Source organism: Streptomyces sp. NPDC055632 (assembly GCF_053618675.1).
The window spans coordinates 109548-123297 of the sequence record NZ_JBSHHY010000020.1 but is presented as its reverse complement, the minus strand read 5'-3'; the positions used below and the strand labels follow the sequence as shown (position 1 = coordinate 123297).

At 73.2% G+C, this 13750-nt stretch carries 10 protein-coding genes and 1 riboswitch; of the genes, 3 read left to right on the top strand and 7 right to left on the bottom strand.

All coding sequences use genetic code 11. The features are described from left to right. Positions 1 to 189: 189 nt before the first annotated feature. From ACWGSR_RS24365 to ACWGSR_RS24350, 4 genes are all read right to left on the bottom strand, one after another. Entirely contained in the window at positions 190 to 873 is a 684-nt protein-coding gene (locus tag ACWGSR_RS24365) for a GntR family transcriptional regulator (RefSeq protein ID WP_432088172.1), read from the bottom strand. Positions 874 to 1093: 220 nt separating this feature from the next. Beyond that, entirely contained in the window at positions 1094 to 1864 is a 771-nt protein-coding gene (locus ACWGSR_RS24360; protein ID WP_376237630.1) for a M23 family metallopeptidase, read from the bottom strand. 13 nt (positions 1865 to 1877) lie between these two features. Further along, a riboswitch (cyclic di-AMP (ydaO/yuaA leader) is annotated at positions 1878 to 2040 on the bottom strand. Between the two features lie 284 nt (positions 2041 to 2324). Beyond that, positions 2325 to 3692 carry a M16 family metallopeptidase gene (locus ACWGSR_RS24355; RefSeq protein WP_376237732.1) on the bottom strand — a complete coding sequence of 456 codons (1368 nt, stop codon included), beginning with the start codon at positions 3690 to 3692 and terminating at the stop codon, positions 2325 to 2327. Between the two features lie 26 nt (positions 3693 to 3718). Further along, positions 3719 to 5065: a M16 family metallopeptidase gene (locus ACWGSR_RS24350; RefSeq protein WP_453568916.1), complete on the bottom strand. Its 1347-nt coding sequence runs from the start codon at positions 5063 to 5065 to the stop codon at positions 3719 to 3721. A gap of 181 nt (positions 5066 to 5246) precedes the next feature. Here ACWGSR_RS24350 and ACWGSR_RS24345 point away from each other — a divergent pair, with 181 nt between their 5' ends. Beyond that, entirely contained in the window at positions 5247 to 7706 is a 2460-nt protein-coding gene (locus ACWGSR_RS24345) for a DNA gyrase/topoisomerase IV subunit A (protein WP_453568914.1), read from the top strand. A gap of 2 nt (positions 7707 to 7708) precedes the next feature. Here ACWGSR_RS24345 and ACWGSR_RS24340 read toward each other — a convergent pair whose 3' ends face one another. Then, complete coding sequence (locus ACWGSR_RS24340) at positions 7709 to 8794, bottom strand: CobW family GTP-binding protein (RefSeq protein ID WP_376237636.1); 1086 nt, start codon at positions 8792 to 8794, stop codon at positions 7709 to 7711. Between the two features lie 438 nt (positions 8795 to 9232). Here ACWGSR_RS24340 and ACWGSR_RS24335 point away from each other — a divergent pair, with 438 nt between their 5' ends. Continuing rightward, positions 9233 to 10906, top strand: coding sequence for a sensor histidine kinase (locus tag ACWGSR_RS24335; RefSeq protein ID WP_453568912.1), 1674 nt, complete (start codon positions 9233 to 9235; stop codon positions 10904 to 10906). Next, complete coding sequence (locus ACWGSR_RS24330; protein ID WP_453568910.1) at positions 10903 to 11604, top strand: DUF7342 family protein; 702 nt, start codon at positions 10903 to 10905, stop codon at positions 11602 to 11604. Before ACWGSR_RS24335 ends, ACWGSR_RS24330 begins: the two co-directional genes overlap by 4 nt. Before the next feature lie 66 nt (positions 11605 to 11670). Here ACWGSR_RS24330 and ACWGSR_RS24325 read toward each other — a convergent pair whose 3' ends face one another. Beyond that, complete coding sequence (locus ACWGSR_RS24325) at positions 11671 to 13263, bottom strand: solute symporter family protein (protein ID WP_376237643.1); 1593 nt, start codon at positions 13261 to 13263, stop codon at positions 11671 to 11673. Beyond that, positions 13260 to 13745: a DUF485 domain-containing protein gene (locus tag ACWGSR_RS24320; protein WP_453568908.1), complete on the bottom strand. Its 486-nt coding sequence runs from the start codon at positions 13743 to 13745 to the stop codon at positions 13260 to 13262. Before ACWGSR_RS24320 ends, ACWGSR_RS24325 begins: the two co-directional genes overlap by 4 nt. Between the last annotated feature and the right edge of the window lie 5 nt (positions 13746 to 13750).

Sequence of the window (13750 nt, the reverse complement as noted above, 5' to 3'; positions counted from 1 at the left end):
GGCTCCCCGCGGCCCGGCACCAGCCCCCCCACACAGACTCACCCCCCGTGTGAATCCAAACGCCGGTGCCCGCCGATTCCCCGGGGCCCACGGCCTTTCGCTTTTCCACTCCCGCTCCCCCGCCGCCCCCATTTCCGGGCAGCACGAAAAGCCCCGTGGAATTTCTATTCTTTGTATACGGTGCGCGTGTTAATTCCGGGCGCTCGTCGTGTTGACGACGTGTTGCGAAACCCTCACACGCCCGCGCTCCGGCCTCTTGAGCCGGTGCAGCGGCAGCGAGCGCTCCGCGTGCAGCGCGGTGAGGGCCCTCGCCCGCTCGGCGTCGCCGCGCGCCACCGCGTCCACGATCGCGCCGTGTTCGGCCCAGGCCTCCACCGGCCGCTCGGGCTGCTCGACCGCGTACATCCAGGCGATCTTGTGCCGCAGCTGGGTGAGCAGCGCCGTCAGCGGAGGGCTGCCGGAGGCCTGCGCGAGCGTCTCGTGGAACCAGCCGCCGAGCGAGCGCAGGTCCTCGCCCTGGCCGCGCCTGGCCCGCTCCTGCCCCAGCCTGACCAGGCCGCGCAGCACCTTGAGGTGGGCGTCGGTGCGCCGCTGCGCGGCCCGCGCGGCCCCCAGCGGTTCGAGCAGCGCCCGCATGTCGAGCAGGTCGGCCGCCTCCTGCTCGGTGGGCTCGGCGACGTGCGCGCCCGCGTGGCGGCGGGTGAGGACGAAGCCCTCGGACTCCAGGGTGCGCAGCGCCTCGCGGACCGGGACGCGGGAGACCCCGTACCGGCGGGCGAGCTGCTCCTCGGTCAGCCGGCTGCCCCGCTCGAAGACGCCGGAGACGATGTCGTCCCGGATCGCCGTGCATACCGAATGCGCGGGAATGCGCATGTCCGACCTCCGCCTTGGTCCGCGCGAGACAATTCGAGCGGCGCCTGTTCTGCGCCTGATCCGCGACTCTATTGCAGCCCGCCGGAATTTCCGATGCCCCACCGGAATCCATGACGGGCTTTTGGCCGACGGCGGGACGACGAAAAGCCCCGGCTCAGCACGAGCCGGGGCTTTTGCGACGCGGAGGTCCCCGATGGTCAGGGACGCGCGGGACGCCGGGTCAGACGGCGACGCCGCGGGCGCGGAGGTAGGAGACCGGGTTGATGTCGGAGCCGTAGTCGGCGCTCGTCCGGGCCTCGAAGTGGAGGTGCGGGCCGGTCGAGTTGCCGGTCGAGCCCGAGATGCCGATCTGCTGGCCCGGCTCGACGGTCTGGCCGACGTGCACCCCGATGGAGGAGAGGTGACCGTACTGGGTGTACGTGCCGTCGTGCATCCGGATGACGATGTTGTTGCCGTACGCGCCGCCCCAGCCGGCCTCGACGACGGTGCCGGAGCCGACGGAGACGACCCGGCTGCCGTAGGCCGCGTGGAAGTCGACGCCGGAGTGGCTGCCGGAGGACCAGAGCGAGCCGCCGGTCTGGTAGCCGGTGGAGACGTACGAGCCGGCGATGGGGAGCTGGAAGGAGTTCAGGCGGCGGCGCTCGGCCTCGCGGGCGGCGCGGGCCCTCTCCTCGCGGATCTCCTTGGCGCGAGCCTCGGCCTTGCGCTTCGCCTCGGCCTGGGCCTTCTGCTCGGCGACGGCCTCGAAGGCCTCGCGGTCCTGGGCGTCGGCCTGGGCGTTGAGCCGGTCGACGAGGGAGTCCTCGGCGATCACCTTGGTGAGGCCGGTGTCCTCGGGGGAGCGGTTGTCCGTGTCGGCGGCGAGCGCCGGGGAGGCCAGGGTTCCGATGACTCCGGTGGTGGCGAGGGTCGCCACTCCGGCGATGCCCGCGCCGCGGCGCGCCATCCGGCTCGAACCACGATGCTTCCCGGTGGCACGGGTGAACGCCATGAAGACGTTGTTCCTTTCCTTCCTTCTCGCCTACCGGGTTAGCTGACGGGTTCGGAGCAGGAAGGTCTCCTACGGGCCCCTCCGCGCGAGGCGAAGGCGTCCGATTCACCCCAGGGACTGCGTGGGTCCCCGGCTCCCCAGGCTCGCGCCTGACGGGGACTCGGCGATGACTGTCCGGTGCCGCGGGCGCGGCGGGTGCAACTGGCGAACAGCCGCACCGACGCTATGCGGAGCCCCAGTCGATCACCAACCGAACACGACCTTTTGTAAGGCATGCCACAGGGCAGATGATCACTTTGGCGCCAATACGGACAATTCGCGGGGGTGTTCCCCGTGCGGCTCCCGCACCGACGGCCGGAAGGGCCCCGACGGTCCGTCACGTCGGGGCCCTTCGTCCAACCGTCGAAGCCCTTCGTCCGCCCGGCCGGCGGCGGTGGGCCGCCGGCCGGACAGGGGCCGATCAGCCGGTGACGACGGTCACTTCACCGATGCCGAGCGCCCGCACCGGCTCCGCGATCTGCGCCGCGTCGCCCACCAGGACCGTGACGAGCCGGTCCACCGGGAAGGCGCTGACCACGGCCGCGGTCGCCTCGACGGTGCCGGTCTCGGCCAGGCGCGCGTACAGCTGGGCCTGGAAGTCGTCCGGGAGGTGCTGCTCCACCTGGTCGGCGAGCGTCCCGGCGACGGAGGCGGCCGTCTCGTACTTGAGCGGCGCCACCCCCACCAGGTTCTGCACGGCGGTCTCCCGCTCGGCGTCCGTGAGCCCCTCGGCGGCCAGGGTGCGCAGCACCTTCCACAGGTCGTCCAGGGCCGGGCCCGTGTTGGGGGTGTCGACGGAGCCGCTGATGGCGAGCATCGCGGCGCCGTTCCCCCCGGCGTCCGAGCGGAGCACCTGCCCGAAGGCCCGCACGCCGTACGTGTAGCCCTTCTCCTCGCGCAGGACCCGGTCCAGACGCGAGGTCAGGGTCCCGCCGAGGCAGTACGTGCCGAGGACCTGGGCCGGCCAGGCGCGGGCGTGCCGGTCCGGGCCGATCCGGCCGATGAGGAGCTGGGTCTGGACGGCGCCGGGGCGGTCCACGATCACGACCCGGCCGGTGTCGTCGGCGGTGATCGGCGGCATCGGCAGCGGCTCGCCGGGCTCGCCGGTCCAGGCGCCCAGCGTCTCCGCGAGGACCTTCTCCAGGTCGACCCCGGTCAGGTCGCCGACGACCACGGCGGTGGCCGTGGCGGGCCGCACGTGCGCCGCGTAGAAGGCGCGGACCGCGGCGGCGTCGATCGCCCCGACGGTCTCCTCGGTGCCCTGGCGCGGCCGGGACATCCGGGAGTCGGCCGGGAACAGCTCCCTGGAGAGCTGCTTGGCGGCGCGCCGGGCCGGGTTGGCCGTCTCGTGCGGGATCTCGTCGAGGCGGTTGCGCACCAGGCGCTCGACCTCGGTGTCCAGGAACGCCGGGGCGATCAGGGCCTCGGAGAGCAGCCCGAGCGCCTTGGGCAGCCGGGAGACCGGGACCTCCAGGGAGACCCGTACGCCCGGGTGGTCGGCGTGCGCGTCGAGGGTGGCGCCGCAGCGCTCCAGCTCGGCCGCGAACTCCTCGGCGCTGTGCTGGTCGGTGCCCTCGGAGAGGGCGCGGGCCATGATGGTGGCCACGCCGTCGAGACCGGCGGGCTCGGCGTCCAGCGGGGCCGGCAGGAAGAGCTCCACGGCCACGACCTGCTGGCCGGGGCGGTGGCCGGTGAGGACGGTCAGGCCGTTCTCCAGGGTGCCGCGGTCCGGGGCCGGGAAGGCCCAGGGGCGGGCGGTGCCCGGCGTCGGCTGCGGGTGGAACTCCATGCTCGTCAAAGACGCGGCAGCCTCGGTCACTGCTCCGCCCCCTCTTCCTCGTCGCTCTCGCTCTGTTCGGTGCCCACCGGCTCGTAGACCAGGACCGCGCGGTTGTCCGGGCGCAGCCGGGCCGCGGCGGCCTCCCGGACCTCCTCGGCGGTGACGTCGAGGACGCGGTCGACGGCGGTGAGGGCCAGCTGCGGGTCGCCGAACAGGACGGCGAACCGGCACAGTTCGTCGGCGCGGCCCGCGACGGTGCCGAGCCGGTCCAGCCACTCGCGCTCCAGCTGGGCCTGCGCGCGCTCCATCTCCTCGGGTGTGGGGCCCTCGGCGGCGAACCGGGCGAGCTCCTCGTCGACGGCCGCCTCGATCTCGGGGACCTCGACGCCGCCGGACGTCTTGACGTCCAGCCAGCCGAGCGAGGGCGCCCCGGCGAGCCGGAGCAGGCCGAAGCCGGCGGCGACGGCCGTGCGGTCCCGGCGGACCAGACGGTTGTGCAGCCGGGAGGACTCCCCGCCGCCCAGGACCGTCAGGGCCAGGTCGGCGGCGTCGCACACGCGCGTGCCGTCGTGCGGCAGCCGGTAGGCGGCCATCAGGGCGCGCGCCGGGACCTCCTCCTCGACGACCTCGCGGAGCTGCTCGCCGATGACGTCGGGCAGCTCGCCGGAGCGCGGCGCGGGCTTGCCGTCGTGGCCGGGGATGGAGCCGAAGTACTTCTCGATCCAGGCGAGGGTCTGCGCCGGGTCGATGTCGCCGACGACGGAGAGCACCGCGTTGTTCGGTGCGTAGTACGTGCGGAAGAACTCCCGCGCGTCCTCCAGGGTGGCCGCGTCCAGGTCGGCCATGGAGCCGATGGGCGTGTGGTGGTACGGGTGGCCCTCCGGGTAGGCGAGGGCGGTCAGCCTCTCGAAGGCCGTGCCGTACGGCACGTTGTCGTAGCGCTGGCGGCGCTCGTTCTTGACGACGTCCCGCTGGTTCTCCATGGACTCGTCGTCCAGGGCGGCGAGCAGCGAGCCCATGCGGTCGGCCTCCAGCCAGAGCGCGAGCTCCAGCTGGTGCGTGGGCATGGTCTCGAAGTAGTTGGTGCGCTCGAAGCTCGTCGTGCCGTTGAGCGAGCCGCCCGCGCCCTGCACCAGCTCGAAGTGGCCGTTGCCGTGGACCTGCTTCGAGCCCTGGAACATCAGGTGCTCGAAGAGGTGGGCGAGCCCCGTGCGGCCCCGGACCTCGTGGCGCGAGCCGACGTCGTACCAGAGGCAGACCGCGGCGACCGGGGTCAGGTGGTCCTCCGAGAGCACCACGCGCAGGCCGTTCGCCAACCGGTGCTCGGTCGCTGTCAGGCCGCCGGAGCCGGCCTCGGCCGTGGCCGTGTGACCCATGGGCATGTACGTCCCTTCGATCGCGATGTGAAAAAGTCCTGCCACTGTATGCAAGCGCGCCGACACCTGGCGAAGTTCCCGTCCCTTCGAGATGTCCCTCTTCCGGGTCGAGGTCGGCGTTGTCGGTGGCACGGTCCACAATGGTCCGCGTCAGATCAACCTTGTTGGTGAAGGAGCCGCAGCCGCGATGGCCCGCCGCAGCACGAAGACACCGCCGCCGGACGACGCGTACGAGGAGAGGATCCTCGACATCGACGTCGTCGACGAGATGCAGGGCTCCTTCCTCGAGTACGCGTACTCGGTGATCTACTCGCGCGCGCTCCCGGACGCCCGCGACGGCATGAAGCCCGTCCAGCGCCGCATCGTCTACCAGATGAACGAGATGGGGCTGCGTCCCGACCGCGGCTTCGTGAAGTGCGCCCGGGTCGTCGGCGAGGTGATGGGCAAGCTGCACCCGCACGGCGACGCGTCGATCTACGACGCGATGGTCCGCATGGCACAGCCCTTCTCCATGCGCCTCCCCCTCGTCGACGGCCACGGCAACTTCGGCTCCCTCGGGAACGACGACCCGCCGGCCGCCATGCGGTACACCGAGTCGCGGATGGCTCCGGCCGCGCTGCTCATGACCGAGTCCATCGAAGAGGACACGGTCGACTTCGCGCCGAACTACGACGGCCAGGAGCAGGAGCCGGCGGCGCTGCCCGCCGCCTATCCGAACCTGCTTGTCAACGGCGCGTCCGGCATCGCGGTCGGCATGGCGACCAACATGCCCCCGCACAACCTCGGCGAGGTCGTCGCGGCCGCCCGCCACCTGATCCGGCACCCGAACGCCGACCTCGAGACGCTGATGCGCTTCGTGCCCGGCCCGGACCTGCCGACCGGCGGCCGGATCGTCGGCCTCTCCGGCATCAAGGACGCGTACGCGTCGGGGCGCGGCTCCTTCAAGATCCGCGCCACCGCGACCGTGGAGACCGTCACGGCCCGCCGCAAGGGCATCGTCGTGACCGAGCTGCCCTTCACGGTCGGCCCCGAGAAGGTCATCTCCAAGATCAAGGACCTGGTCGGCTCCAAGAAGCTCCAGGGCATCGCGGACGTCAAGGACCTCACCGACCGCAGCCACGGCCTGCGCCTGGTCATCGAGATCAAGAACGGCTTCGTGCCCGAGGCCGTCCTGGAGCAGCTCTACAAGCTGACGCCGATGGAGGAGTCCTTCGGCATCAACAACGTCGCGCTCGTCGACGGACAGCCGCTCACCCTCGGCCTCAAGGAGCTCCTGGAGGTCTACCTCGACCACCGCTTCGAGGTGGTCCGCCGCCGCTCCGAGTTCCGCCGCACCAAGAAGCGCGACCGGCTCCACCTGGTCGAGGGCCTGCTCGTGGCGCTGCTCGACATCGACGAGGTCATCCGCCTCATCCGGGAGAGCGACAACTCCGCGCAGGCCAAGGAGCGCCTGATCGAGCGCTTCTCCCTGAGCGAGATCCAGACGCAGTACATCCTGGACACCCCGCTGCGCCGCCTCACCAGGTTCGACCGGATCGAGCTGGAGGGCGAGCGCGACCGCCTCAACGGCGAGATCGACGAGCTGACCGGAATCCTGGAGTCCGACGCGGAGCTGCGGAAGCTGGTCTCGGCGGAGCTGGCCGTGGTCGCCAAGAAGTTCGGCACGGACCGCCGGACCGTCCTGCTCGAATCGGCCGGCACGCCCGTCGCGGCCACGTCCCTCCAGGTCGCGGACGACCCGTGCCGGGTGCTGCTCTCCTCGACCGGTCTGCTGGCCCGTACGGCGACGGAGGCGCTGCCCCCCACCGAGCCGGACGCGAAGCGGGTCAAGCACGACGTGATCGTGTCGGTGGTGGCCGCCACCCAGCGCGGTGAGGTCGGCGCGGTGACCTCGGCCGGCCGGCTGCTGCGGATCTCGGTGATCGACCTGCCCCGGCTGCCGGACACCGCGTCCGCGCCGAACCTGGCGGGCGGCGCGCCGCTGTCGGAGTTTCTCTCCCTGGAGGCGGACGAGACGGTGGTCTGCCTGACGACCCTCGAGGAGGCCTCGCAGGGGCTCGCCCTCGGCACGCTCCAGGGCGTGGTGAAGCGGGTGGTGCCGGACTACCCGGCGAACAAGGACGAGCTGGAGGTCATCACCCTCAAGGACGGTGACCGGATCGTCGGCGCGACCGAGCTGCTGACGGGCGAGGAGGACCTGGTCTTCATCACCTCCGACGCCCAGCTGCTGCGCTACCCGGCGTCCCAGGTGCGGCCCCAGGGCCGGCCCGCGGGCGGCATGGCGGGCGTCAAGCTCACCGCGGGCGCCGAGGTCCTCTCGTTCACGGCGGTCGACCCGGCGGCGGACGCGGTGGTCTTCACGGTCGCGGGCTCCACGGGCGCCCTGGACGCCTCCGCCGGTACGTCGGCGAAGCTGACGCCCTTCGACCAGTACCCGCGCAAGGGCCGCGCGACCGGCGGCGTCCGCTGCCAGCGCTTCCTGAAGGGCGAGGACGTCCTGATCCTGGCCTGGGCGGGCGCCACCCCGGTCCGCGCCGCCCAGAAGAACGGCACTCCGGTCGACCTCCCGGAGATCGACCCCCGCCGCGACGGCTCGGGCACCCCGCTGGCAAAGCCGGTGGAGGTGCTGGCGGGCCCGGCCAGCTAGGGCTAGGACCTGTGGGAACGGGAGCCGGAGGAGGCCTGGAACAGGGTCTCCTCCGGCTCCTCCTCCGTCTGCGGCACGTACCGCAGGACGCCCCACATGCCGGCCTCGTCGGGCACGTCCTGCGGGCCGTTCAGCTCGCAGGCGGCGAGCTCCTTGCGCAGACCGGCCGCGTCGATGCCGGAGCCGATCAGGACGAGCTGGGTGAGGCGCTCCTCGCCGGCGGGCCAGGGCTGCGGGTAGAAGCGCAGGAAGCGTCCGACGGCGTGCACGGCGTAGCGGTTGGCCGGGTCGGCGGCGCCGAGGTCGATGAAGCCCTTGATCCGGTAGAGGCCTTCGGGGCGGGAGTCGAGGAACGCCATCAGGCGGCGCGGGTGGAGCGGCGTCGAGGCCGTCAGCGAGACGGTCTCGTAGGACGCGTGCGCGTGGTCGGCCTCGTCGGAGCCGTACAGGACGTCCTCGATCGACATCTGGCCCTCGATCTCGCCGTCCGGCACGACCCGGTCGAAGAGCAGTTCCGGATCGACGCGTCCGTGGGAGGCCTCGATCACGGCGGCACGTCCGGCGAGGCCCGCCACCGTCTCCCGCACGCTCCGCAGCTCGTCGGCGGAGACCCGGTCGGCCTTGTTGACGACCACGAGGTCGGCGACGGCCAGGTGCCGGTCGGTCCCGGGGTGCCGCTGCCGGGTGGCCCCGAACTCGGCCGCGTCGACGACCTCGACGAGCCCTCCGTACACGATCCGCTCGTTCTCGCTGGCGAGCACCATGCGGACCAGCTCCTGCGGCTCCGCGAGTCCGCTCGCCTCGATCACGATCACGTCGAGCCGGGACTCGGGCCGGGTCAGGACCTCCAGGTACTCGTCGAGCTCACTGGCGTCGACGGCGCAGCACAGGCAGCCGTTGCCGAGGGAGACGGTGGAGCCGACCTGGCCGGCGACGGTCATCGCGTCGATGCCGATGTCGCCGAAGTCGTTGACCATGACCCCGATGCGGGTGCCCCGGGCGCTGCGCAGCAGATGGTTGAGGAGCGTGGTCTTCCCGGCCCCGAGGAACCCTGCCAGGACGACGACGGGGATCTGCTGCGTGGTCAAGGGACGTGCCTCCGGTCGTGCTCGGTCGTGGTGCCCGCGGCGTGCCGCTCCGCGGGAAAGGCCCAGGATAGGCGGGCCACGGGCCCGCGACGGGCTTCCGGGACGGAGCGGGTGCGTGTGGGCGGGTCGGGTGTCGCGGGGCGGGCGCCCCGGGAAGGGTTCGGGTCCCTGGGGGCGGGGCCCCGGGACGGGCTTCGGTTCCTTGAGGCGGTTGCCTCGGGACGGGTTCGGGTCCCTTGGGGCAGGCGCCCCGGGATGGGCTTCGGTCCCTTGAGGCAGGCGCCCCGGGACGGGTTCGAGTCCCTTGGAGCAGGTGCCCCGGGACGGGCTTCGGTCTCCCGGGGCCTACCCCCGCTCCGGCGCCGCACGCCCTCCCGCCTCCGCTCCCGTCCGCCGCTCATTTCCGGTGCCGGGGCGTGTCCCCGTACCTTTTCGGGCATGAACCCCGTACGGACCGGATCCCCGCGCCCCCTCACGCGCCGTCGGCGGTTCGGGTGGCCCCGGCGGGTGTTCTCGCAGGTCCTGCTGATGCAGCTGGCCGTCGCGACCGGGGTGACCGTCCTCGCCACCGGCCTCTTCCTGGCGCCGCTGAGCGCCCAGCTCGACGACCAGGCCATGCGGCGGGCCCTGGCCATCGCCGGGACGACCGCCTCGCCCCGGCTCGCCGCCGACCTCACCGGCGGCCCACCGTCCGCGCGGGGCCCGGTGCAGGCGGAGGCCGAGCGGGTCAGGACCTCCACGGGCGCCGAGTACGTCGTCGTCATGGACGTGCGCGGGGTGCGCTGGTCGCACCCCGACCCCGCGCAGATCGGCAGGGTCGTCTCCACCGACCCGAGCGCGGCCCTGTCCGGGCGGGAGGTCATGGAGATCGACAGCGGCACGCTCGGCCGGTCGGCGCGCGGCAAGGTGCCGCTGCGCGACGCGGACGGGCGGACCGTCGGGGCGGTCTCCGTCGGCATCGAGTACGACAGCGTCCGCGACCGGCTCCTCGGCGCGATCCCCGGTCTCCTCGCCTACGCGGGCGGCGCGCTCGCGGCCGGGGCCCTGGCCGCGTACCTGATCTCCCGGCGGCTCCAGCGGCAGACGCACGACCTGGCGTTCTCCGACATCTCCGCGCTCCTCGTCGAACGGGAGGCCATGCTGCACGGCATCCGGGAGGGCGTGGTGGCCCTGGACCGCAACGGCTCCGTGCGGCTCGTGAACGACGAGGCGCAGCGGCTCCTCGGCCTCGGCCCCGAGGCGGCGGGGCGGCCGCTCGACGAGGTCCTCGGCCGGGGCCGCACCGCCGACGTCCTGGCGGGCCGGGTCACCGGCGAGGACCTGGTCACGGTCCGGGGGCACCGGGTGCTGATCGCGAACCGGATGCCCACGGACGACGGCGGCGCGGTGGCGACCCTCCGTGACCGCACCGAGCTGGAGCACCTCGGCCGTGAGCTGGACGCCACCCGGGGCCTCATCGACGCCCTGCGCGCCCAGGACCACGAGCACGCCAACCGGATGCACACCCTCCTCGGCCTCCTGGAGCTGGAGATGCACGAGGAGGCGGTGGAGTTCGTCACCGAGGTGGTCGGGGTGCACCGGGCCACCGCCGAGCAGGTCACCGAGAAGGTCCACGACCCGCTCCTGGCCGCGCTGCTCGTCGGCAAGGCCACCGTCGCCGCCGAGCGCGGCGTCTCGCTGCGGCTCGCGCCGGACTCGCTCCTGCCGGACCGGCTGGTCGACCCGCGCGAGCTGGTCACCGTCGTCGGCAACCTGGTCGACAACGCCCTGGACGCGGCCGCCGGCACCCCGGACGCCCGCGTCGGCGTCTCCTTCCGCTCCGAGGGCCGTACGGTCGTGCTGCGGGTCTCGGACAGCGGCCCCGGGGTGCCGGAGGAACGGCGCGAGCTGATCTTCACCGAGGGCTGGACGACGAAGGCCCTGCCGTCCCACGGGAAGCGGGGGCTCGGCCTCGCCCTGGTGCGCCGGCTCGCCGAGCGCCGGGGCGGCACCGCGACCGTGTCCGGGCGCCCCGGCGGCGGGGCCGAGTTCACCGTCGTCCTCCCCGACGCCCTGAGCGACGCCCCGCCCGGCGTCCCGGCCGCCCCGGAACCCGTCGAGGAGGTGCGATGACCGACGTGCTCATCGACGTGCTCGTGGTGGACGACGACGTGCGGGTGGCGCGGATCAACGCCGCCTACGTCGCCAAGGTGCCCGGCTTCCGGGTCGCCGCCACCGCCCATTCGACCGCCGAGGCGCTCGCCGTCCTGGACGAGCGGCCGGTGGACCTGGTCCTCCTGGACCACTACCTGCCGGACGAGAACGGCCTCGCGGCGGTACGGAAGCTCCGCGCGCGCGGCCACCAGTGCGACGTGATCATGGTGACGGCGGCCCGGGACGTGGCCACCGTGCAGGCGGCGATGCGGCACGGCGCCCTCCAGTACCTGGTCAAGCCGTTCAACTTCGCCGGCCTGCGCGGCAAGCTGGAGGCGTACGCGACGCTCCGCCGCACCCTGGAGGGCGGGGGCGAGGCCGAACAGGCGGAGGTGGACCGGATCTTCGGGGTCCTGGCGGCGGGCTCCGTCGCCCCCGACCTGCCGAAGGGGCACTCCCCCACCACGGCCGAGCTGGTCCGGCAGGTGCTGCTCGCCGCCGACGGGCCGCTGTCCGCGCAGGAGATCGCGGAGCGGTCCGGCGTCAGCCGCCAGACCGCACAGCGCTACCTCAAGCTCCTGGAACGGACCGGCCGGGTGCGCCTCTCGCTCCGGTACGGGGAGACGGGCCGCCCCGAGCACCGGTACGCCTGGGCGAGCTCACCGCCCAGCGCCTGACACGGGCCGGCCCGTCTCCGTGCGAACAGGTCCTTCGCCGTACGGGCCGGGCCGTCTCCGTGCGGATCAGACCGCTCCCGCGCCGGTCAGCGCCCGGACCTCGGTCTCCGCGTGCCGCGCCTCGTCGGGCGGCTCGGTCGAGGTGACCGTGCCGATCCATCCGGCGAGGAAGCCGAGCGGGATGGAGACCACGCCCGGGTTCTGCAGCGGGAAGAGGTGGAAGTCGACGCCGGGGAACAGCGACTCGGGGCTGCCGGAGACGACCGGCGAGACCAGGACGAGCAGGACGGCCGGGACGAGCCCGCCGTACACCGCCCAGACCGCGCCCCTGGTGGTGAACTTCCGCCAGAACAGCGAGTAGAGCAGCACCGGCAGGTTGGCGGAGGCGGCGACGGCGAAGGCCAGGCCGACGAGGAAGGCCACGTTGAGGTCGCTGGCGAGCAGTCCGAGGCCGATGGCGGCGGCGCCGATCACCACCGCGGCGACCCGGGCCACGGCCACCTCGCTGTACTGCTTCGCGTGCTTGCGGCGCAGCGAGGCGTACAGGTCGTGGGCGACGGAGGCCGAGGAGGCGAGGGTGATCCCCGCGACGACGGCGAGGATGGTCGCGAAGGCGACGGCGGCGACGACCGCGAAGAGCACCGTGCCCCCGGTGGAGCCCGCCCCGCCCCCGAGGTCGAGCGCGAGCAGCGGTACGGCGGTGTTCCCGGCCGCGTTGGAGGCCCGGACCTCGTCGGGGCCGATCAGGGCGGCCGCGCCGAAGCCGAGCACGATCGTCATCAGGTAGAAGCTGCCGATGAGTCCGATGGACCAGACGACGGAGCGGCGGGCGGCGCGGGCGGTCGGCACGGTGTAGAAGCGCGACAGGATGTGCGGCAGGCCGGCGGTGCCCAGGACCAGGGCGAGGCCGAGGCTGATGAAGTCGAGGCGGGCCGTCCAGTCCCCGCCGTAGCGGAGCCCGGGGGCGAGGAAGTCGAGCCCGTGGCCGCTGCGTTCGGCCGCGGTGGAGAGCAGGCTGTTCACGTCGCCGTGGAAGCGGAACAGGACGAGGACGCTGAGCGCGACCGTGCCCGCCATGAGCAGGACCGCCTTGACGATCTGGATCCAGGTGGTGGCCCGCATGCCGCCGAGCGACACGTAGATCACCATCAGCGCGCCCACCCCGATCACCGTCCAGGAGCGGGCCGCCTCGCTGGTGCCGCCGAGGAGCAGGGCGACCAGGCTTCCGGCGCCCACCATCTGCGCCACCAGGTAGAGCACGGAGACGGCCACCGAGGACGTTCCGGCGGCGATCCGCACGGGGCGCTCGGCCATCCGCGCGGCGACGACGTCGGCCAGGGTGAACCGCCCGCAGTTGCGGACCAGTTCGGCGACGAGCAGGAGGACGACGAGCCAGGCGACGAGGAATCCGACGGAGTACAGCATGCCGTCGTAGCCGTAGAGCGCGATCAGGCCGGAGATGCCGAGGAAGGACGCCGCCGACATGTAGTCGCCGGCGATGGCGAAGCCGTTCTCCAGGGGCGAGAAGAGGCGTCCCCCGGCGTAGAACTCCTCCGCCGAGCCGTGCCGGCTGCGGCTCACCCAGGTGGTGATGCCCAGGGTCACGGCGACGAAGACGCTGAACAGCACGAGGGCCAGGGTCTGGTGGTCTCCGGTCATCGCCGCACCGCCCCTCGGGTCATCTCCTGCGTGTCCCAGCGCAGTTCAAGCGCCGCCCGGTCCCTGCGCAGCCGGGCGTGGCGCGCGTACGCCCAGGTCAGCAGGAAGGTGGTGAGGAACTGGCCGAGGCCCGCGACCATCGCCACGTTCACCGCTCCGGCGACCGGCCGGGCCATGAGCCCGGGCGCGGCGGTCGCCGCCACGACGTAGGCGAGGTACCAGGCCAGGAAGGCGAGGGTGGCGGGGAAGACGAACCGGCGGTAGCGGCGGCGCACTTCCTGGAAGGCGGGGCTCCGCTGGACCTCCAGATAGATCTCCGCCGCGCTGGCGACCCGCTGGCGCGGCACCGCGCCCGAGCGCCCGTCGCCGGTCGCCCCGGCCTCCGTGCGCCCGTCCGGGCCGGCGGTCGGCGCGTCGTCCCAGGGGTCGTCGACCGGCACCGCCGAAGCGCCGCGCCCCTCCTGCTTGTCCACCTGCTCCACCGGTC

Bases quoted from the DNA above. Each gene is read 5' to 3' on its own strand.
- ACWGSR_RS24365 (WP_432088172.1), bottom strand. From the start codon at position 873: ATGCGCATTCCCGCGCATTCGGTATGCACGGCGATCCGGGACGACATC.
- ACWGSR_RS24360 (WP_376237630.1), bottom strand. From the start codon at position 1,864: ATGGCGTTCACCCGTGCCACCGGGAAGCATCGTGGTTCGAGCCGGATG.
- ACWGSR_RS24355 (WP_376237732.1), bottom strand. From the start codon at position 3,692: ATGGAGTTCCACCCGCAGCCGACGCCGGGCACCGCCCGCCCCTGGGCC.
- ACWGSR_RS24350 (WP_453568916.1), bottom strand. From the start codon at position 5,065: ATGCCCATGGGTCACACGGCCACGGCCGAGGCCGGCTCCGGCGGCCTG.
- ACWGSR_RS24345 (WP_453568914.1), top strand. From the start codon at position 5,247: ATGGCCCGCCGCAGCACGAAGACACCGCCGCCGGACGACGCGTACGAG.
- ACWGSR_RS24335 (WP_453568912.1), top strand. From the start codon at position 9,233: ATGAACCCCGTACGGACCGGATCCCCGCGCCCCCTCACGCGCCGTCGG.
- ACWGSR_RS24330 (WP_453568910.1), top strand. From the start codon at position 10,903: ATGACCGACGTGCTCATCGACGTGCTCGTGGTGGACGACGACGTGCGG.
- ACWGSR_RS24325 (WP_376237643.1), bottom strand. From the start codon at position 13,263: ATGACCGGAGACCACCAGACCCTGGCCCTCGTGCTGTTCAGCGTCTTC.